Source organism: Streptomyces avidinii (assembly GCF_014650695.1).
GTDB classification, from domain to species: domain Bacteria; phylum Actinomycetota; class Actinomycetes; order Streptomycetales; family Streptomycetaceae; genus Streptomyces; species Streptomyces avidinii.
In genome coordinates this window covers 271,478-291,781 of record NZ_BMVL01000007.1, presented here as the reverse complement: position 1 = coordinate 291,781, position 20,304 = coordinate 271,478, and the positions used below count along the sequence as shown (strand labels likewise).

Annotated in this window: 15 protein-coding genes; 12 read left to right on the top strand and 3 right to left on the bottom strand. The window is 68.9% G+C overall.

Translation table 11 applies throughout. The features are described 5' to 3' along the window. Positions 1 to 7 precede the first annotated feature (7 nt). A complete protein-coding gene (locus IE257_RS20480; protein WP_030725970.1) occupies positions 8 to 3,907 on the top strand; it encodes a DNA-directed RNA polymerase subunit beta' in 3,900 nt (1,299 codons plus the stop codon). A gap of 122 nt (positions 3,908 to 4,029) precedes the next feature. Here the strand turns inward: IE257_RS20480 and IE257_RS20475 are convergent, their stop codons facing one another. Continuing rightward, the gene (locus IE257_RS20475) at positions 4,030 to 6,501 is read right to left on the bottom strand and encodes a YfhO family protein (protein WP_229920531.1); all 2,472 of its coding nucleotides are present in this window, start codon (positions 6,499 to 6,501) and stop codon (positions 4,030 to 4,032) included. A gap of 369 nt (positions 6,502 to 6,870) precedes the next feature. Between IE257_RS20475 and rpsL the strand changes: the two genes are divergently transcribed. The 4 genes from rpsL to tuf all read left to right on the top strand — a co-directional run bounded on the left by rpsL (position 6,871) and on the right by tuf (position 11,229). Then, positions 6,871 to 7,242 (top strand): 30S ribosomal protein S12, encoded by a 372-nt coding sequence (gene rpsL, locus IE257_RS20470; protein WP_007265893.1) that lies wholly within the window; start codon positions 6,871 to 6,873, stop codon positions 7,240 to 7,242. Between the two features lie 2 nt (positions 7,243 to 7,244). Further along, positions 7,245 to 7,715: a 30S ribosomal protein S7 gene (rpsG, locus tag IE257_RS20465; RefSeq protein WP_007265894.1), complete on the top strand. Its 471-nt coding sequence runs from the start codon at positions 7,245 to 7,247 to the stop codon at positions 7,713 to 7,715. A gap of 39 nt (positions 7,716 to 7,754) precedes the next feature. Further along, a complete protein-coding gene (fusA, locus tag IE257_RS20460; RefSeq protein ID WP_189970636.1) occupies positions 7,755 to 9,887 on the top strand; it encodes an elongation factor G in 2,133 nt (710 codons plus the stop codon). A 148-nt stretch (positions 9,888 to 10,035) separates the two neighbouring features. Beyond that, positions 10,036 to 11,229, top strand: a complete 1,194-nt coding sequence (gene tuf, locus IE257_RS20455; protein ID WP_189970634.1) for an elongation factor Tu — start codon at positions 10,036 to 10,038, stop codon at positions 11,227 to 11,229. A gap of 198 nt (positions 11,230 to 11,427) precedes the next feature. Here tuf and rfbC read toward each other — a convergent pair whose 3' ends face one another. Together rfbC and rfbA are read right to left on the bottom strand one after the other, a co-directional pair. Then, a complete protein-coding gene (rfbC, locus tag IE257_RS20450) occupies positions 11,428 to 12,027 on the bottom strand; it encodes a dTDP-4-dehydrorhamnose 3,5-epimerase (protein ID WP_189970632.1) in 600 nt (199 codons plus the stop codon). Then, on the bottom strand, positions 12,024 to 12,899 hold the full coding sequence (gene rfbA / locus IE257_RS20445) for a glucose-1-phosphate thymidylyltransferase RfbA (protein WP_189970630.1): 876 nt from the start codon (positions 12,897 to 12,899) through the stop codon (positions 12,024 to 12,026). Before rfbA ends, rfbC begins: the two co-directional genes overlap by 4 nt. 82 nt (positions 12,900 to 12,981) lie before the next feature. Between rfbA and rfbB the strand changes: the two genes are divergently transcribed. The 7 genes from rfbB (at position 12,982) to IE257_RS20410 (ending at position 20,263) form a co-directional block, all read left to right on the top strand. After that, entirely contained in the window at positions 12,982 to 13,959 is a 978-nt protein-coding gene (gene rfbB, locus IE257_RS20440) for a dTDP-glucose 4,6-dehydratase (protein ID WP_189970628.1), read from the top strand. After that, complete coding sequence (gene rfbD / locus IE257_RS20435; RefSeq protein WP_268251425.1) at positions 13,956 to 14,867, top strand: dTDP-4-dehydrorhamnose reductase; 912 nt, start codon at positions 13,956 to 13,958, stop codon at positions 14,865 to 14,867. Before rfbB ends, rfbD begins: the two co-directional genes overlap by 4 nt. Positions 14,868 to 15,010: 143 nt before the next feature. Next, positions 15,011 to 15,412 (top strand): DUF2304 domain-containing protein, encoded by a 402-nt coding sequence (locus IE257_RS20430; protein WP_189970626.1) that lies wholly within the window; start codon positions 15,011 to 15,013, stop codon positions 15,410 to 15,412. Next, on the top strand, positions 15,409 to 16,215 hold the full coding sequence (locus IE257_RS20425) for a glycosyltransferase family 2 protein (RefSeq protein WP_189970624.1): 807 nt from the start codon (positions 15,409 to 15,411) through the stop codon (positions 16,213 to 16,215). The genes IE257_RS20430 and IE257_RS20425 overlap by 4 nt, the downstream gene beginning before the upstream one ends. Before the next feature lie 9 nt (positions 16,216 to 16,224). Then, positions 16,225 to 17,109, top strand: coding sequence for a glycosyltransferase family 2 protein (locus IE257_RS20420; protein ID WP_189970622.1), 885 nt, complete (start codon positions 16,225 to 16,227; stop codon positions 17,107 to 17,109). 25 nt (positions 17,110 to 17,134) lie between these two features. Continuing rightward, positions 17,135 to 18,436, top strand: coding sequence for a lipopolysaccharide biosynthesis protein (locus IE257_RS20415; RefSeq protein WP_189970620.1), 1,302 nt, complete (start codon positions 17,135 to 17,137; stop codon positions 18,434 to 18,436). Positions 18,437 to 18,442: 6 nt separating this feature from the next. Beyond that, positions 18,443 to 20,263, top strand: a complete 1,821-nt coding sequence (locus IE257_RS20410; RefSeq protein WP_189970618.1) for an ArnT family glycosyltransferase — start codon at positions 18,443 to 18,445, stop codon at positions 20,261 to 20,263. The last annotated feature ends 41 nt before the right edge of the window (positions 20,264 to 20,304 follow it).

The following is a 20,304-nucleotide window of genomic DNA, read 5'->3' as shown; positions in this document are numbered from 1 at the left end:
ACGCACAGTGCTCGACGTCAACTTCTTCGACGAGCTGCGGATCGGCCTTGCCACCGCGGACGACATCCGAACCTGGTCGCACGGCGAGGTCAAGAAGCCGGAGACCATCAACTACCGCACCCTCAAGCCCGAGAAGGACGGACTCTTCTGCGAGAAGATCTTCGGTCCTACCCGGGACTGGGAGTGCTACTGCGGTAAGTACAAGCGTGTCCGCTTCAAGGGCATCATCTGTGAGCGTTGTGGCGTCGAAGTCACGCGCGCCAAGGTGCGCCGTGAGCGGATGGGCCACATCGAGCTTGCCGCTCCCGTCACCCACATCTGGTACTTCAAGGGCGTCCCGTCGCGCCTCGGATACCTGCTGGACCTCGCGCCGAAGGACCTCGAGAAGGTCATCTACTTCGCCGCGTACATGATCACGTTCGTCGACGACGAGCGCCGCACCCGCGACCTCCCGTCGCTGGAGGCGCACGTCTCCGTCGAGCGCCAGCAGATCGAGAACCGCCGTGACGCGGACCTCGAAGGCCGGGCCAAGAAGCTCGAGACCGACCTGGGCGAGCTCGAGGCCGAGGGCGCGAAGGCCGACGTACGCCGCAAGGTGCGCGAAGGTGCCGAGCGCGAGATGAAGCAGCTCCGTGACCGCGCCCAGCGCGAGATCGACCGCCTCGACGAGGTGTGGGCCCGCTTCAAGAACCTCAAGGTCCAGGACCTGGAGGGCGACGAGCTCCTCTACCGCGAGCTGCGTGACCGCTTCGGCACGTACTTCGATGGCTGCATGGGCGCCGCCGCGCTGCAGAAGCGCCTGGAGTCCTTCGACCTCGAGGAGGAGGCTGAGCGCCTCCGCGAGATCATCCGTACCGGCAAGGGCCAGAAGAAGACCCGTGCGCTCAAGCGCCTCAAGGTCGTCTCCGCGTTCCTGCAGACCAGCAACAAGCCCAAGGGCATGGTTCTGGACTGCGTGCCGGTGATCCCGCCGGACCTGCGTCCGATGGTGCAGCTGGACGGTGGCCGCTTCGCGACCTCCGACCTGAACGACCTGTACCGCCGCGTGATCAACCGCAACAACCGTCTGAAGCGTCTCCTCGACCTCGGTGCCCCCGAGATCATCGTGAACAACGAGAAGCGCATGCTTCAGGAGGCCGTGGACGCCCTCTTCGACAACGGTCGTCGTGGTCGTCCGGTCACCGGTCCCGGTAACCGTCCCCTGAAGTCCCTCAGCGACATGCTGAAGGGCAAGCAGGGTCGATTCCGTCAGAACCTTCTCGGTAAGCGTGTGGACTACTCCGCGCGTTCCGTGATCGTCGTCGGTCCGCAGCTGAAGCTGCACCAGTGCGGTCTGCCCAAGGCCATGGCGCTGGAGCTCTTCAAGCCGTTCGTGATGAAGCGCCTGGTCGACCTGAACCACGCGCAGAACATCAAGAGCGCCAAGCGGATGGTCGAGCGCGGCCGCACGGTCGTCTACGACGTCCTCGAAGAGGTCATCGCCGAGCACCCGGTTCTGCTGAACCGTGCGCCCACGCTGCACCGCCTCGGCATCCAGGCCTTCGAGCCCCAGCTGGTCGAAGGCAAGGCCATCCAGATCCACCCGCTCGTCTGCACCGCGTTCAACGCGGACTTCGACGGTGACCAGATGGCGGTGCACCTGCCGCTCTCCGCGGAGGCGCAGGCCGAGGCCCGCATCCTGATGCTGTCCTCGAACAACATCCTCAAGCCGGCCGACGGCCGTCCGGTCACGATGCCGACCCAGGACATGGTCCTCGGTCTGTTCTTCCTGACCACCGACGGTGAGCTCCGTGACACCAAGGGCGAGGGCCGCGCGTTCGGCTCCACGGCCGAGGCGACCATGGCGTTCGACAACGGCGAGCTCGCGCTGCAGTCGTCCGTCGACATCCGCTTCCCGGTGGGCACCATCCCGCCGCGTGGCTGGGTGGCGCCGGTCGCCGAGGAGGGCGAGCAGGAGTTCCAGCCGGGCGACAGCTTCCGTCTGAAGACCACCCTGGGTCGCGCGCTCTTCAACGAGCTGCTGCCCGAGGACTACCCGTTCGTCGACTACTCGGTGGGCAAGAAGCAGCTCTCCGAGATCGTCAACGACCTGGCGGAGCGCTACCCCAAGGTCATCGTGGCGGCGACGCTCGACAACCTGAAGGCGGCCGGCTTCCACTGGGCGACCCGTTCGGGCGTCACCGTGGCCATCTCCGACGTCGTCGTGCCCGAGGCCAAGAAGGCCATCGTCGCGGGCTACGAGGCGATGGACGAGAAGGTCCAGAAGCAGTACGAGCGCGGTCTGATCACCAAGGACGAGCGCACGCAGGAGCTCATCGCGATCTGGACCAAGGCGACCAACGAGGTTGCCGAGGCGATGAACGCGAACTTCCCCAAGACGAACCCCATCTTCATGATGGTTGACTCGGGTGCCCGAGGAAACATGATGCAGATGCGACAGATCGCCGGTATGCGTGGTCTGGTGTCGAACGCGAAGAACGAGACCATCCCGCGTCCGATCAAGGCGTCCTTCCGTGAGGGCCTCACCGTTCTGGAGTACTTCATCTCCACGCACGGTGCCCGTAAGGGTCTGGCGGACACCGCCCTGCGTACCGCCGACTCGGGTTACCTGACCCGTCGTCTGGTGGACGTCTCGCAGGACGTGATCATCCGCGAGGAGGACTGCGGCACCGAGCGCGGCCTGAAGCTGAAGATCGCCGTTCGCGGCGAGGACGGCGTGCTGCGCAAGGCCGACGACGTCGAGACCTCGATCTACGCCCGCATGCTGGCCGAGGACGTCGTCATCGACGGCAAGGTCATCGCGCCGGCCAACGTCGACCTCGGTGACGTGCTCATCGACGCCCTGGTCGCCAACGGCGTCGAGGAGGTCAAGACCCGCTCGGTCCTGACCTGTGAGTCCGCGGTCGGCACCTGCGCCTTCTGCTACGGACGCTCGCTCGCCACCGGCAAGCTGGTCGACATCGGTGAGGCGGTCGGCATCATCGCCGCCCAGTCCATCGGTGAGCCCGGTACCCAGCTGACGATGCGTACCTTCCACACCGGTGGTGTGGCCGGTGACGACATCACGCAGGGTCTGCCGCGTGTCGTCGAGCTCTTCGAGGCCCGTACCCCGAAGGGTGTCGCCCCGATCTCCGAGGCCGCCGGCCGCGTGCGGATCGAGGAGACCGAGAAGACGAAGAAGATCGTCATCACGCCCGACGACGGCAGCGACGAGACGGCGTTCCCGATCTCGAAGCGCGCCAAGGTCATCGTGCACGAGGGCGACCACGTCGAGGTGGGCCAGAAGCTCACCATGGGTGCCACCAACCCGCACGACGTGCTGCGCATCCTCGGTCAGCGTGCCGTCCAGGTCCACCTGGTCGGCGAAGTCCAGAAGGTCTACAACTCGCAGGGCGTGTCGATCCACGACAAGCACATCGAGATCATCATCCGGCAGATGCTGCGCCGCGTGACGATCATCGAGTCCGGCGACGCGGAGCTCCTGCCGGGCGAGCTGGTCGAGCGGTCGAAGTTCGAGACCGAGAACCGTCGTGTGGTCACCGAGGGCGGTCACCCCGCCTCCGGCCGTCCGCAGCTGATGGGTATCACCAAGGCCTCGCTGGCGACGGAATCCTGGCTGTCGGCCGCCTCCTTCCAGGAGACGACCCGAGTCCTGACGGATGCGGCGATCAACGCCAAGTCCGACAGCCTCATCGGCCTCAAGGAGAACGTCATCATCGGTAAGCTCATCCCGGCCGGTACGGGCCTCGCCCGCTACCGCAACATCCGGGTGGAGCCCACCGAGGAAGCCAAGGCAGCGATGTACTCGGCCGTCGGCTACGACGACATCGACTACTCGCCCTTCGGCTCCGGCTCCGGCCAGGCTGTCCCGCTGGAGGACTACGACTACGGCCCGTACAACGGCTAAGAGCTCGTAAGAAGAAGCCCCCCGCTGCTCCGAGAGGAGCGGCGGGGGGCTTCTTCGTCGGTAGGTGGGCCGGTGGGCCGATGGACCGCGGGGGAGCGGCCCCGCAGTCCCCGCGGGGGAGGTCAGTCGCGCCGGCGGCGGCGGAGTGCGGTCACCTGGACCCCGATGAGGACCATCAGGGCCAGGGTGGCGCCTGCGAGGCCCGGGGTGAGGCCCTTCGGGGTGAAGGTGCAGGAGAACGTGTCCGTGCCCGCGGGGAGGTCCACCGCCAGGAGGCCGTGGAACGGCTTCAGCGGGGCCGAGCACCGCCAACCCGGTACGGCGGTCGTGGCGATGACCGCCGTGCCGCCGGCGGGGGTGGGGAGGGTGGCCTCCAGGGTGTGGCCGCCCGGGCGGACCGCGGTGGCGCCGGTGGTGGTCAGGTGCCGGACGACGGTGTCGAGCGCGGCGCGGTCCAGGCAGCCGAGCGGGTGCCCGCCCGCGTCCGCGTCCTTCGTACGGGTCTCCACGGTGACGTCGACCCGGCCGGACGCGGGGACCGTGCCCAGCGGGACCACCCCGGTCATCCGGTCCTCCAGGGGCTTCCGGGTGCCGCCGGCGCGGACCGTGCCGTAGAGGGCGGGGGAGTACCAGAAGGCCTCGGAGCCGGGGGTGCACTGGGCGGCGTACGTCTGGTCGGTGTCGGTGCCGCCGCGGGTGACCTGGGGGACCTGGTAGACGGTGGCGCCCAGGACGTTCTCCTGGCGGGCGTAGACGCTGTCCGCCGGGTTGGGGGAGGTGTACGGGCCGGTGCGGACGGTGACCAGTGGGGGCGCGGGGAACTTCGCGGCCGTCCAGGTGTTCGGGGCGGTCCCCGGGCGGACCCGGGCGCCGATCGAGAAGATGGCGTCGAGTACCGGGTTGTCGGCGCCGAAGAAGGTCCGGCCGTCGTTCTTGAAGCCGTACCCCAGGGGCTCCAGGGCCCGGTAGGTGGCCTCGGGGAGGTAGCTGCTGTAGTACTGCGGCCCCTCCGCGCGCAGCGCCAGGGCGTCGTTGTACGCGCTCTGCGGCGCGCCCGAGTCGGTCCGGTACGCGGGCCAGCCCGCCACGTCCCGTACGGCGTCGAAATGGTTGCCGATGGACTCGTTCGAGGTGGCGACGGGCTTGGCCCAGCGCTCGCGGGCCCGGCGGGCGTCCGCATTCGCGGCGGCGACCGTGGACTCGGCGAAGACGACGCCGATCATCAGGGCGGCGGCCACCGGGATCAGGTACCGGCGCTTCTCGCCGAGCCGCAGCAGGACCAGGGCCAGCAGGGAGAGCGCCCCGCCGCCGAGAACGGCCGGCCAGGTCCAGCCGCCGAAGTCGTCGGTGCGGCGCAGCACGAAGGTGGCGGCCACCAGGAGGGCCGCGACCAGGGCCAGGTGCAGCGGGCGCGGCCGGTTGGCCAGCGCCAGCCAGGCCACGATCACGACCATCCCGCTGAAGACGAAGGCCTCGCGGTACGGATTGCCGTTCGGCACCGCCAGCCCGTGCCACAGGTACTGCGTGGGCGGGAACTGGAAGGAGGCGACCACGAGCAGGGTGGCGGCCGCCCACACCAGCCGGGTCCGCTTGGCGACTGCGGTGTTCAGGACGAACGAGCCGGCCAGGATCAGCCCGAGCGAGGCGACGTAGAGCCGCGGGCGGCCGCCCCACAGGTGCGTGGCCGGGAGCATGCCCGAGAGGAAGATCTCGATCCGTACGGGGTCGAAGGCGGCCGCCCCGGTGGGCTGCGCGGCCCCGCTGGACAGGAACGAGGGCAGCAGGAGGGGCAGGGTGAGCAGGATCCCGGTCCCGGTGGCCGTCGCGGCCCGCCACAGGGCGCGGAGCCGGTCGCGGGCCGACATGTCGCGGGTGGCCATGCGGATGGCCAGCAGGACGCAGGCGGCCATCGTGGCCATCATCGCGGTGTAGAAGTTCCCGAACCAGGCGAGCGCGACCAGCAGGGCCACGCCCGGCCAGCGGCGCTCCTCCAGGCACCACTCGACGGCGATGCCGAGCATGGGGAGCGCGACCAGGCCCCACAGCCACATCGGGATGTACGAGGCGTCGCTGAGCGCCCAGCCGCACAGGCCGTACGTGGCGCCGAGCACGCCCCGCTGCCACCACGGGCCGGGGTGCAGTTTGCCGAGGTACACCGTCATCACGGCGGCCGCGGTGCCCATGGTGATCGGGGTGATCGCGAAGACGGCGAGGTCGACGTGGGCGCGGGGGACGAGGACGGCCAGCCAGGAGAACGGGTTGCCGAGGTAGGTGTGGTAGTCGGCGAGGAACTGCTGTCCGAAGCCGCCGCGCCAGGTGAAGAGCACGTCGCCGGCGGCCTGCCCGTGGACCAGGTCCCAGAGCGCCCGGTGGAAGGGCACGTACTGGTTGGCCTGGTCGTTCAGGGCCCGGCCGGTGTTCCCGAAGGGGAAGGTGCCGCGGGCCGCCCAGGCCGCGCAGAAGGCGCCGGCGGTGATCAGGAAGGCCAGCAGGGGGCCGCGGAACTGCCTGGTCCGGCGGGTGGCCGGGCGGCGCGTGGCCGGTCGGTCGGGGGCGGGTGGACGGGCGTCGACTGTGGTCGGCTCGGGTGCCACGGTCCCCAATGTCCTGCTCCCTGCTGATCGACTCACGGGCGTTCCGCGCCCGGGCAAGGTGTCAGTTTAGGGCGCCGGGGCAGGGCACAGGGCCGATCGTGCCGCTGCCCGCTTGCGCGCGGCGGGTTTTCGTGCTGGGCATTTGTTTTGACCTACCTCTGTGAGGTAGGTACGCTCTGACCTTGTGCCTGGGGTGTGCCCTGGGCTCCCGCGTGTGCTTAAGACCCCGCGGAGAGCCGAGAAGACCACACCGCAATCTGCGCCCTGCTCACTTCGGTGAAAGCGTGCAGTGTTCGACACACCCGACCGCGTGGGTCGGGGAAGTTCCAGGTTAGTTTCACTACACGGCACACAGAAACCGGAGAAGTAGTGCCTACGATCCAGCAGCTGGTCCGTAAGGGCCGGCAGGACAAGGTCGAGAAGACAAAGACCCCCGCGCTCGAGGCTTCGCCCCAGCGTCGCGGCGTCTGCACGCGTGTGTTCACGACCACCCCGAAGAAGCCGAACTCGGCGCTCCGTAAGGTCGCGCGTGTGCGTCTGACCTCCGGCATCGAGGTCACGGCCTACATTCCGGGTGAGGGACACAACCTGCAGGAGCACTCGATCGTGCTCGTGCGTGGTGGCCGTGTGAAGGACCTGCCGGGTGTTCGTTACAAGATCATCCGCGGTGCGCTTGACACCCAGGCTGTCAAGAACCGCAAGCAGGCCCGCAGCCGCTACGGCGCCAAGAAGGAGAAGTAAGAATGCCTCGTAAGGGCCCCGCCCCGAAGCGCCCGGTCATCATCGACCCGGTCTACGCATCTCCTCTGGTGACGTCGCTCATCAACAAGATCCTCCTGAACGGCAAGCGCTCCACCGCCGAGCGCATCGTCTACGGCGCCATGGAAGGCCTCCGCGAGAAGACCGGCAACGACCCGGTCATCACGCTGAAGCGCGCGCTGGAGAACGTCAAGCCGTCCCTCGAGGTCAAGTCCCGCCGTGTCGGTGGCGCGACCTACCAGGTCCCCGTCGAGGTCAAGCCGGGTCGCCAGTCGACCCTGGCCCTCCGCTGGCTCGTGGGCTACTCCCGCGCCCGTCGTGAGAAGACCATGACCGAGCGCCTCATGAACGAGCTGCTCGACGCCTCCAACGGTCTTGGCGCTGCCGTCAAGAAGCGCGAGGACACGCACAAGATGGCCGAGTCCAACAAGGCCTTCGCGCACTACCGCTGGTAGTCCCAACCCACATCGAGACCGAGAGAAGACTGAGCCGATATGGCTACCACTTCGCTTGACCTGGCCAAGGTGCGCAACATTGGCATCATGGCCCACATCGACGCGGGCAAGACGACCACCACCGAGCGCATCCTGTTCTACACCGGTGTGTCTTACAAGATCGGTGAAGTCCACGACGGCGCTGCCACGATGGACTGGATGGAGCAGGAGCAGGAGCGCGGCATCACGATCACGTCCGCCGCGACGACCTGCCACTGGCCGCTCGAGGACGTCGACCACACCATCAACATCATCGACACCCCGGGTCACGTTGACTTCACCGTCGAGGTGGAGCGTTCGCTCCGCGTCCTCGACGGTGCCGTCACCGTGTTCGACGGTGTCGCCGGTGTGGAGCCGCAGTCCGAGACCGTTTGGCGTCAGGCGGACCGCTACGGCGTGCCGCGCATCTGCTTCGTCAACAAGCTCGACCGTACCGGCGCCGAGTTCCACCGCTGCGTCGACATGATCAAGGACCGCCTCGGTGCGGTTCCGATCGTCATGCAGCTCCCCATCGGTGCCGAGGCCGACTTCCAGGGTGTCGTCGACCTCGTCACGATGAAGGCGTTCGTCTGGTCCGCCGAGGCGACCAAGGGCGAGATGTACGACATCGTCGACATCCCGGCCACGCACACCGAAGCTGCTGAAGAGTGGCGCGGCAAGCTGGTCGAGACCGTCGCCGAGAACGACGACGAGATCATGGAGCTCTTCCTGAACGGCGACGAGCCGTCCGTGGAGCAGCTGCACGCCGCCGTCCGTCGCATCATCCTCGGCTCCGGCAAGGGCAAGGGCGAGCCCACGATCACCGCGGTGTTCTGTGGCACGGCGTTCAAGAACAAGGGCGTTCAGCCCCTGCTCGACGCTGTCATCCGCTACCTCCCGTCGCCGCTGGACATCGAGGCCATCGAGGGCCACGACGTCCGTGACGCCGAGGTCGTCGTGAAGCGCAAGCCGTCCGACGAGGAGCCCCTCGCGGCGCTGGCGTTCAAGATCATGCGCGACCCGCACCTCGGGAAGCTCACCTTCGTCCGGGTTTACTCGGGCCGCCTGGAGGCCGGCACTGCGGTGCTGAACTCCGTCAAGGGCAAGAAGGAGCGCATCGGCAAGATCTACCGCATGCACGCGAACAAGCGTGAAGAGATCGCCGCGGTCGGCGCCGGCGACATCGTCGCCGTCATGGGCCTGAAGCAGACCACCACCGGTGAGACGCTGTGTGACGACAAGGCGCCCGTGATCCTGGAGTCCATGGACTTCCCGGCTCCGGTCATCCAGGTCGCCATCGAGCCCAAGTCCAAGGGTGACCAGGAGAAGCTGGGTGTCGCCATCCAGAGTCTCGCGGAGGAGGACCCCTCCTTCCACGTTCACTCGGACGAGGAGACCGGCCAGACCATCCTCGGCGGTATGGGCGAGCTGCACCTCGAGGTGCTGGTCGACCGTATGAAGCGCGAGTTCAAGGTCGAGGCCAACGTCGGCAAGCCGCAGGTCGCGTACCGCGAGACGATCCGCAAGACCGTCGAGCGTCACGACTACACCCACAAGAAGCAGACCGGTGGTACCGGTCAGTTCGCCAAGGTGCAGATCGCGATCGAGCCGATCACGGACGCCGATGGTCCGGCGTACGAGTTCGTGAACAAGGTCACCGGTGGCCGCATCCCGAGGGAGTACATCCCCTCGGTCGACGCCGGTGCGCAGGAGGCCATGCAGTTCGGCATCCTCGCGGGCTACGAGATGACGGGCGTCCGCGTCATTCTTCTCGACGGTGGCTACCACGAGGTCGACTCCTCGGAGCTCGCCTTCAAGATCGCCGGTTCGCAGGCCTTCAAGGAGGCCGCGCGCAAGGCTTCCCCCGTGCTGCTCGAGCCGATGATGTCCGTTGAGGTCACCACGCCCGAGGAGTCCATGGGCGACGTCATCGGTGACATCAACTCCCGCCGTGGCCAGATCCAGGCCATGGAGGAGCGTCACGGCGCGCGTCTCGTGAAGGGCCTCGTGCCCCTTTCGGAGATGTTCGGCTACGTCGGAGACCTCCGCAGCAAGACCTCGGGTCGCGCCAGCTACTCGATGCAGTTCGACTCCTACGCCGAGGTTCCCCGGAACGTCGCTGAGGAGATCATCGCGAAGGCCAAGGGCGAGTAACTCTTCCGAGTACACGCTTTAGGCTTGTCACCGGAGCCTCTGGGGCAACAGGAGTAACCCTCCGTTGCCCCGGGGGGACCGGCTTTCCAGCAAAGATCACCTGGCGCCGATGAGTAAGGCGTACAGAACCACTCTCCAGGAGGACCCCGTGGCGAAGGCGAAGTTCGAGCGGACTAAGCCGCACGTCAACATCGGCACCATCGGTCACATTGACCACGGTAAGACGACCCTCACGGCCGCCATTACCAAGGTGCTGCACGACGCGTACCCGGACCTGAACGAGGCCTCGGCCTTCGACCAGATCGACAAGGCTCCTGAGGAGCGCCAGCGCGGTATCACCATCTCCATCGCGCACGTCGAGTACCAGACCGAGGCGCGTCACTACGCCCACGTCGACTGCCCGGGTCACGCGGACTACATCAAGAACATGATCACCGGTGCCGCCCAGATGGACGGCGCGATCCTCGTGGTCGCCGCCACCGACGGCCCGATGCCGCAGACCAAGGAGCACGTGCTCCTGGCCCGCCAGGTCGGCGTCCCCTACATCGTCGTCGCCCTGAACAAGGCCGACATGGTGGACGACGAGGAGATCCTGGAGCTCGTCGAGCTCGAGGTCCGTGAGCTGCTCTCCGAGTACGAGTTCCCGGGCGACGACCTTCCGGTCGTCCGCGTCTCCGCGCTGAAGGCGCTCGAGGGCGACAAGGAGTGGGGCGAGAAGCTTCTCGGCCTCATGGCTGCCGTCGACGAGGCCATCCCGACCCCGCCGCGTGACACCGAGATGCCGTTCCTCATGCCCGTCGAGGACGTCTTCACGATCACCGGTCGCGGTACGGTCGTCACCGGCCGTATCGAGCGTGGTGTCCTGAAGGTCAACGAGACCGTCGACATCATCGGCATCAAGGAAGCCAAGACCACCACCACGGTCACCGGCATCGAGATGTTCCGCAAGCTCCTCGACGAGGGCCAGGCGGGCGAGAACGTCGGTCTGCTCCTCCGTGGCATCAAGCGCGAGGACGTCGAGCGCGGCCAGGTCATCATCAAGCCCGGTTCGGTCACGCCGCACACCGAGTTCGAGGCCCAGGCCTACATCCTGTCGAAGGACGAGGGTGGCCGTCACACCCCGTTCTTCAACAACTACCGCCCGCAGTTCTACTTCCGTACCACGGACGTCACGGGTGTCGTCACCCTGCCGGCCGGCACGGAGATGGTCATGCCGGGCGACAACACCGAGATGACGGTCGCGCTGATCCAGCCGGTCGCCATGGAGGAGGGCCTGAAGTTCGCCATCCGTGAGGGTGGTCGTACCGTGGGCGCCGGCCAGGTCACCAAGATCTCGAAGTAATTCGGGTTCTGACCTGGTAGCCCGTTCGACGGGCACCAAGTTGCACTGAAGGGCCCCGTCCCATCGCCTCGGCGGTGGGACGGGGCCCTTCGGCATGTGCGGCAGCCGTTTCCGGGCGCGTCCCGGAGCGGGCCGGGCGGGTACGAGTGAGGGCCGCACCCCGTCCGGGGTGCGGCCCTCACTCGTACGGGCGGTGGGTCAGTTCACGCGCAGGGACTCGGTGAACTCCACGCAGGCGGCGTGGTCGGGGAGCAGACCGGTCGCGAGTGCGTCGGCCAGCGAGGGCGCGGCCTCGTCGCGGGCGGACAGCTGCGGGACGTCGGCCGGCCACTCGATGCCGAGGTCGGGGTCGAGCGGGTGCACCGAGTGCTCACCGGTCGGGTTGTACGTCTCCGAGCAGAGGTACGAGAGCGTCGCGTCGTCGCTCAGGGCGCAGAAGCCGTGGCCGAGGCCCTCGGGGATGTAGACCGCGCGGCGGTCGACGTCGTCGAGGCGGACGCCCTCCCACCGGCCGAAGGTGGGGGAGCCGACCCGGAGGTCGACGATGACGTCGAGCACGGCGCCGCGTACGCAGGTGACGTACTTGGCCTGGCCGCGCGGTACGTCGGCGAAGTGGATGCCGCGGACCACGCCCGCGGCGGACACCGAGAGGTTGGCCTGCGCCAGGTTCAGCGGGTGACCGACGACCTCGGCCAGCCGGTCGAAGCGGTACCACTCGGTGAACAGGCCGCGCGGGTCGCCGTGCAGCTGCGGGGTGACCTCGAAGGCGCCGGCTATGGAGAGTTCGCGGAACTTCATCGGGCGTCCTCCTCGGCGAGCAGCATCAGCAGGTAGTCGCCGTAGCCGCTCTTGGTCAGCGGTTCGGCGAGCGCGCGCAGCTGCGCGGAGTCGATCAGGCCGGCCCGCCAGGCCGCCTCCTCGATGCAGCCTATTTTGAGGCCCTGGCGCTCCTCGATCACACGGACGAACTCGGAGGCCTGCACCATCGAGACGAAGGTGCCGGTGTCCAGCCACGCGGTACCGCGGTCGAGGATGGTCACGTTGAGCTCGCCGGCCTGGAGGTACGCGTCGTTGACGGCGGTGATCTCCAGCTCGCCGCGGGCGCTGGGCTTCAGACCGCGGGCGATCTCGACGACCTGGTTGTCGTAGAAGTACAGACCCGGCACCGCGTAGCGGGACTTGGGCTTCTCCGGCTTCTCCTCGATGGAGATGGCCTGGCCGTTCTCGTCGAACTCGACCACGCCGTACGCGGTGGGGTCCGCCACCGGGTACGCGAACACGCGGCCGCCCTTGGCGTCCGTGTGCTGGGCGAGGCGGGTGCCGAGGCCACTGCCGTGGAAGATGTTGTCGCCGAGGATCAGGGCGACGGACTCGTCACCGATGAAGTCGGCGCCGAGGACGAATGCCTGGGCGATGCCCTCCGGGCGCTCCTGGACGGCGTACTCCAGCCGCAGGCCGAACTGCGAGCCGTCGCCGAGCAGTCGCTCGAACTGTTCGCGGTCGTCCGGGGTGGTGATGATCAGGATCTCGCTGATGCCCGCCATCACGAGGGTGGAGAGGGGGTAGTAGATCATCGGCTTGTCGAAGACGGGCAGCAGCTGCTTCGAGACTGCCCGGGTCAGCGGCCAGAGTCGAGATCCGGTGCCACCGGCCAAGAGGATTCCACGCATGGGGAGAACCCTATGCGAGAGCGCGTGGGGGCGCCGAGCTCAGGCCGTGTGACGTTCGGCAGGCGGCTAGACTCTTCGTATTATGCGCATCCTCGTGACCGGCGGCGCCGGCTTCATCGGTTCAGAATTCGTCCGCCAGCAGCTCGGTGCAGATGCCACGGCGCAGATCACTGTCTTCGACAAGCTGACCTACTCGGGCGTCGAGGCCAACCTCGCCCCGGTCGCGGACCACCCCGGCTACACCTTCGTCAAGGGCGACATCTGCGACGCCGAGGCCGTCGACCAGGTCATGCCCGGTCACGACGTCGTCGTGCACTTCGCGGCCGAGTCCCACGTGGACCGCTCGATCGCCGGTGCGGGCCCCTTCGTGGTGACCAACGTCGTCGGCACCCAGGTGCTGCTCGACTCCGCCCGCAAGCACGGCGTCGGCCGCTTCGTCCACATCTCCACCGACGAGGTCTACGGCTCGATCAGCGAGGGCTCCTGGACGGAGGAGTGGCCGCTGGTGCCGAACTCCCCGTACTCCGCCTCGAAGGCGTCCTCCGACCTGCTGGCGCTGGCCTACCACCGCACCCACGGCATGGACGTGGTGGTCACCCGCTGCTCCAACAACTACGGGCACTACCAGTTCCCGGAGAAGGTCATCCCGCTGTTCGTCTCGAACCTGATGGACGGCAAGAAGGTCCCGCTGTACGGCAACGGCGGCAACGTCCGGGACTGGCTGCACGTCTCCGACCACTGCCGCGGCATCGACCTGGCCATGCGGGGGGGCCGGGCCGGCGAGGTCTACAACATCGGCGGCGGCACCGAGCTCACCAACAAGGAGCTCACCGGTGTCCTGCTGGAGGCCGCCGGCCTCGGCTGGGAGATGGTCGAGCAGGTCGAGGACCGCAAGGGCCACGACCTCCGCTACTCCATCGACATCAGCAAGATCGGCGCCGAGCTGGGCTACGCCCCGCAGGTCACCTTCGAGGACGGCATCAAGGCCACCATCGACTGGTACCGCGAGAACCGCGCCTGGTGGGAGCCGCTCAAGGTGAAGGCGGCCCTGCAGAAGTGAGGACCGACTCGCCGGCCGGGCGCTGGCTCGTCACCGGTGCCGCCGGAATGCTGGGCCAGGACGTCCTGACGGTCCTGCGGCGCGCCGGGATCGAGGCCGTGGGCCTGCGCCGCGCCGACCTCGACATCACCGACCCGGCGGCCGTCCGCGCCGCGGTCGAGGGAGCCGCCGTCGTCGTCAACTGCGCGGCATGGACCGATGTGGACGGCGCCGAGACCGCCGAGGAAGCCGCCACCGCCGTCAACGGCACCGGCGTACGCGTCCTCGCCGAGGCCTGCGCCGCCGCTCATGTGCGCCTGCTGCACGTCTCCACGGACTACGTGCTCCCCGGCAACGCCACGGAGCCGTACGCCGAGGACGCCGAGACCGGCCCGGTCAACGCCTACGGGCGCTCCAAGCTGGTCGGCGAGCAGGCCGTCGCCGAACTGCTTCCGCAGGACGGATACATCGTGCGGACCGCCTGGCTCTACGGCGAGCACGGGCCCAACTTCGTCGCCACCATGCTGAAGCTCGCCGCCCAGCGCGACACCCTCGACGTGGTCGACGACCAGCACGGCCAGCCCACTTGGTCCTACGCGCTGGCCCGCCGGCTCGTCGAGCTCGGCCGGGCGGCGCTCAAGGGCCAAGCCATGGGTGGGGTCTACCACGGCACCGCGAGCGGCCGGACCACGTGGATGGGCCTGGCCCGTGAGGCGTACCGGCTGAGCGGGCTCGACCCCGAGCGCATCCGGCCGACCACCTCCGAGGCCTTCGTGCGCCCTGCCGTGCGGCCCGCCTTCAGTGTCCTTGGTCACGAGGGATGGGCGGACGCCGGGCTGGAGCCGATGCCCGACTGGCAGGCCCAGCTCGCCGAGGCGATCACCCGGCCCGCCTTCACTGATCTGCTGAGACTCCCCTCGAAGAGCTGATCGAGCGAGTCCTTTCGTATTCATGTGCACACCGTCAGCGGGGCCCGGGACGAAACCTTCCGGGCCCCGTTGACGTCCTCATGGGTGCCATATGCTTCTCCTATAAAGATGTTGGCCCCTTCGCGCGAAAGGCGCCGTCCGCTGTGCGACTCTCCGTTCTGACTTCCATCACCGGTCTTCTGGTGCTGGGGTACATCCTCGAGCTGCTGCGCCGCCAGCAACTGCGGGAGAAGTACGCGGCGATATGGCTCGCGATCGGGCTGCTGGTGGCCCCGCTCGGGTTCGTGCCCGACCTGCTGGACCCGGTGGCCAGGGCGCTCGGTGTCGCGTCCGGTGTGAGCCTGGTGCTGTTCGTCGGTTTTGTCCTGGTTCTGCTGGTCAGCCTGCACCTGAGCTGGGAGACCAGTCGGCTGGAGGCGGAGACCCGGACCCTCGCGGAGGACGTCGCGCTGATCCGCGCGCACCTCGTCCAGCAGGGCGGATACCCCAGCACGTCGCCGCGCACGGAGGATTCCGGCGCCATCGAGGCACAGGTGAACTCGTGAACGACGGTCGTCGCGTTCTGATCATTCTTCCCGCCTGGAACGAGGAGGACGGCCTGCCCTCCGTCCTGCGCGAGATCCAGCAGCAACTGCCCTACGTGGACACCCTCGTCGTCGACGACGGTTCGGCGGACAACACCGCCGAGGTGGCCCGGGCGGCCGGCTCGGCCGTCGCCCAGCTGCCCTTCAACCTCGGTGTCGGCGGCGCCATGCGGCTCGGCTACCGCTACGCGCAGCAGCACGGCTACGACGTGGCGATCCAGGTGGACGCCGACGGCCAGCACGACCCGGCGTACGTACCGGCGCTGCTGGAGCGCCTCGCGGTCGGCGACGCCGACCTCGTCATAGGCGCCCGCTTCGCCGGTGACGGCGACTACACGGTGCGCGGCCCCCGCAAGTGGGCGATGTCCCTGCTGTCCGTGGTGCTTTCGCGCATCACGCGGACCAAGCTCACGGACACCACCTCGGGCTTCCGCGCCTGCAACCGGCCGCTCATAGAGTTCTTCGCCCGCTGGTACCCGGTCGAGTACCTCGGCGACACCATCGAGTCCATGGTGGGCGCCGCCCGCTCGGGCTTCACCGTGCGCCAGATCCCCGTCGCGATGCGGGAGCGCACCACCGGCCGCCCGAGCGCCTCGCCGCTCAAGGCGATGGTCTACCTCACCCGGGCCGGCCTCGTGCTGCTGCTCGCGATGATCCGCCGGATGCCCAAGGAGCTCAAGACCTTCACCCCCGGCACCCCGGCGTACGCCGCGTTCCAGCAGCGCACGGCCGAGCTGGTCCGCCGTGAGCTGACCAAGGCCTAGGCGGAGAACATGTCACGTTTCGAGATCCTGCTGCCGTACTACGGCGACGTCGCGCTGATGCAGGACGCGGTCCGCAGCGTCCTGGCCCAGGACGGCGCCGACTGGCGGCTCACCGTGGTCGACGACGGCCGCGAGCCGGGCGTCCCCGAGTGGTTCGAGCAGCTCGCGGACCCCCGGGTCCGCTACCTGCGCAACGACCGCAACCTCGGCGTGACCGGCAACTTCAACCGCTGCGTCGAGCTCGCCGAGTACGAGTACCTGGTGCTCATGGGCTGCGACGACCTCATGCACCCGAACTACCTCCAGGTCGTACGGGCCGCGGCCGACCGCGAGCCGTCCGCCGCGATGATCCAGCCGGGCGTCCAGGTCATCGGCACCGACGGCCTGCCCTTCGACACCCTGGGCGACCGGACCAAGCGCAAGCTCTACGCGCCCAAGGGCCCGGGCCGGGCCCTGCTCGGCGGCGAGGAGCTGGCCACCAGCCTGCTGCGCGGCAACTGGCTGTACTTCCCGTCGATCTGCTGGCGCACCGAGGCGGTCAAGCGCTTCGGCTTCCGCACCGACCTCGGCGTGATCCAGGACCTGGCCCTGGTCGTGGACCTGCTGGTGGCGGGGGAGACCCTGGCGACCACGCCGGAGGTCTGCTTCAGCTACCGCCGGCACGCCGAGAGCGAGTCCTCGGCCAAGGCCTACACCGGCCACCGCTTCGAGGAGGCCAAACGCTTCTTCGTGGAGACCGCCGACCGCCTGGACCGGCACGGCTGGCCGCGCGCCGCCAAGGTCTCCCGGCTGCACCTCTCCTCCCGGCTGCACGCGCTCACCCTGCTGCCCGGCGCCGCCAAGAAGGCCGGGCGGCCCGGTGTCAGCGCCATGCTCCGCCACGCCACGCGCTGAGCGTGCGGCCTATGAAAGCTCCTGGATGAACCCGATCTCGAAACTGCTCAAGGCCCTGCCCCCCGGGACCGCCATGGTCGCGGGGGGCACCGCTGTGCTCGGAGCCGCCTCCTACATCCACCTGGCGGTGGCCGGGCACAGCCTCTCCAAGGCCGACATGGCCGGGGTCTCGGTGCTGTGGACGCTGGTGATGTCCGTCGGGATCGGCCTGTTCTTCCCGATCGAGCAGGAGCTCACCCGGATCGTCGCCGCCCGCGCGGTGCGCGGTGAGGGAGCCGCACCCGTGCTCCGGAAGGCGGGGCTGCTGACCGCAGGGATCCTCGCCGCGGTCATCGGCGCGCTCGCCCTCTTCGCCGGGCCGATCGCCGACCGGCTGTTCCAGGGAGACCGGCAGCTGGTCGCCGTACTCGGTGCCGCCTTCGCCGGGATGGCCCTGTGCTACCTCACCCGGGGCATCCTGGCCGGCACCGGCCGCTTCACCGCGTACGGCGCCCAGCTCGCGGTCGACGGCGGCCTGCGGATCGCCCTGGCCTTCGGCTGCGCCCTCGCCGGCCTGCACTCGGCGCTCGCCTTCAGCCTGATCCTCGTCGTGGCACCGTTCGTCGCCCTGCTGGTCACGCTGTCCCCGACCCGGGGCGCGGCTCGGCCCGGCGGGCCCATCGCCACCCGCGAGCTGGTGCGCGGCCTCGGCCCGCTGACCGCCTCCACCCTGCTGGCCCAGGTGGTCGTCAACGCCGCGGTGATGAGCACCCAGCTGCTGGAGCCGACCCGCACCGAACTGATCGCGGGCCTGCTCAGCGCCCTGGTGCTGGCCCGTGTGCCGCTGTTCGTCTTCGGCTCGCTGCAGGCCTCGCTGCTCTCCGGACTGTCCACCGTGGTGGCCGCCGGGGACGACCAGGGCTTCGCCCGGATGCTCCGCAAGGCCTGCCTCGTGGTGCTCGGCCTCGGCGTCGTCGGCGGTGTGCCGGCCGTGCTGATCGGGCCCTGGCTGATCGAGGTCCTGTTCGGCGCCACGCCCGGCCAGCTCGGCCGCCTCGACTTCCTGTGGTTCGCCATCGGGACGACCTGCTACATGCTGGCGATGGTCCTCGGCCAGGCCCAGATGGTCCTGCACAAGCACCGCGCCCAGCTGGTCTGCTGGGTGTTCGGCACCGCGGTGCTGCTCGGCATCACGCTGCTCCCCGGCGACATCGCGCTGCGCGTGGGTCTGGCCTACGCGATCGGTTCGCTGGCCACCGCCGCCGCGATGCTCCTGACCCTCCGCGGCGCCGTGGAGCGCCGCCGCACCACCGCACCGGTACCCAACGGACAACTCACGGAAGTCTGACCTGTCATGACGCGACTGGCCCCCCTGTCTCCCGCCGACCCGGAGAGCGACCGGACCGCCGGGGACTCCCCGGCGGACGGCCGTACGCCGGCCGGGTGGTGGCACGCCCGGTGGGTGATGCCGTTGGCGCTGGCACTCGGATACGTACTCAACGTGCTGTTCCGCCTCGCCCTGGTCAGGGAGCAGGACTACCCGACGGTCAGCCCGGACGAGCCGATGTACCTGGTGATGGCCAGGATCCTGGCGGGCCGGTCGACCACCGAGATCCCCAACGACCAGGTGATCCCGGCGGGCTACTCCCTGCTCATCTCGCCCGCCCTGCGGATCACCGAGGACCCGGTCTACGCCTACCACCTGGTCATGGGCATCAACGCCCTGATCAGCTGCCTGGTGCTGCCGCTGGCGTACTGGGCGTTGCGCAGGCTGAACGTGTCCAGGGCGGTGTCGTACATCGCCGCCTGCGCCGCGGTGCTGCTGCCGCCGGTGGTCTTCTACTCGCAGTTCGGGATGGCCGACACCCCGCTGCCGGCCCTGGTGCTGGCCTGGCTGATCGGCGTGCACGGCATGCTCTCCGAGGGCAGCCGGCGCCGCCGGATCTGGTTCGCCCTGCTGGGGGCCTTCGCCGCCGGGTACTGCCTGCTCACCCATGACCGCGGTGGCGTGATCATCGCGCTGACCGGTCTGGTGCTGCTGGTGACGCTGGTACTGGGCTGGGCCCCCCGGATCGCCGCCGCGCTGGGGCTGGGCCTGCTGGCCGCCATGTTCGCCGCCAAGCAGGCGATGACGGCCTGGATGATGTCGCACGTCGACGGGGCCAAGCCGAGCGAGGTCGGCAACGTCGTGTTCGAGACCCTCGAGAACACCCGTCTGATGCGCCGCACGATCATGCGGACGATCGGGCACATCTGGTACTTCATGACCAGCACCTGGGGCCTGGGAGCGCTGGCCCTGGTGGTCTGCGTGTGCGCGGTGCTCAGCCCGCGCTTCACCCGGGCGAACCGCGTGGTGGCGTTCCTGATGGTCGCGCTGTTGGGCGGCATCGCGCTGGCGGCAGCCGCCGGCCTGCCCAACGACCACCGCATCGACACCATCGTCTACGCCCGCTACCTGTCGCTGCTGGTCCCCGCCTACGTGCTGGTCGCGGTGGCGGTGCTCTTCCACATCCGCGGTTGGAAGAAGATCGTCGCGCTCGGCGCGGCGAGTGCGGGTGTGACGCTGGCGCTGACCGCGGTCCTGCTCCACATGGCAGGAAAGCAGCTCCCCAAGTCCCACTTCATTCTGTGGGGCCTGCCCGACTCGACCTTCCTCTCCAGCCTCTGGTCGGACGACTGGCGAAGCTTCCACGGGGCCCGCACCACCGCGGTCGCCCTCATCGTGTTCCTCGTCCTGCTGGCGCTGCGGCTGCTCGGCGGCAGCCGTCGGGCGGGGCTCGCCACCGGAGCCGTCGGCGTGGTCCTCGCCGTGTTCGCGGGGTGGGCGACCGTGGCCATCACCGATCAGGTCACCGTGCCCAACATGAAGTCGCGCTACGGGGACGCCACCGGCTTCATCGAGAAGTCGGGCCTGCGGCGCGGCGACCGGCTGGTCATGGACCGGGCCTTCCGCTGGGAGACCCGGGTGACCATGGGCTACGAGGTGATCGACGGCCGGACCTGGACGCGGTCCCTGATCAAGGGCGAGACCGTGCCCGCCGAGGCCAACGTCGCCGTGCTGAACAGGTTCGACGACACCTCTCCGGCCGCCGCCACCTGGCCGGGCGTCCCGGCCGGCTGGCACATCGACCGGGACGTCCCCGAGGACCACTACGTGATCTGGCGCCGCGGCTGATCCGGCGCCGCCCGACAACGAAGAACGGGTGGATCCCGGCC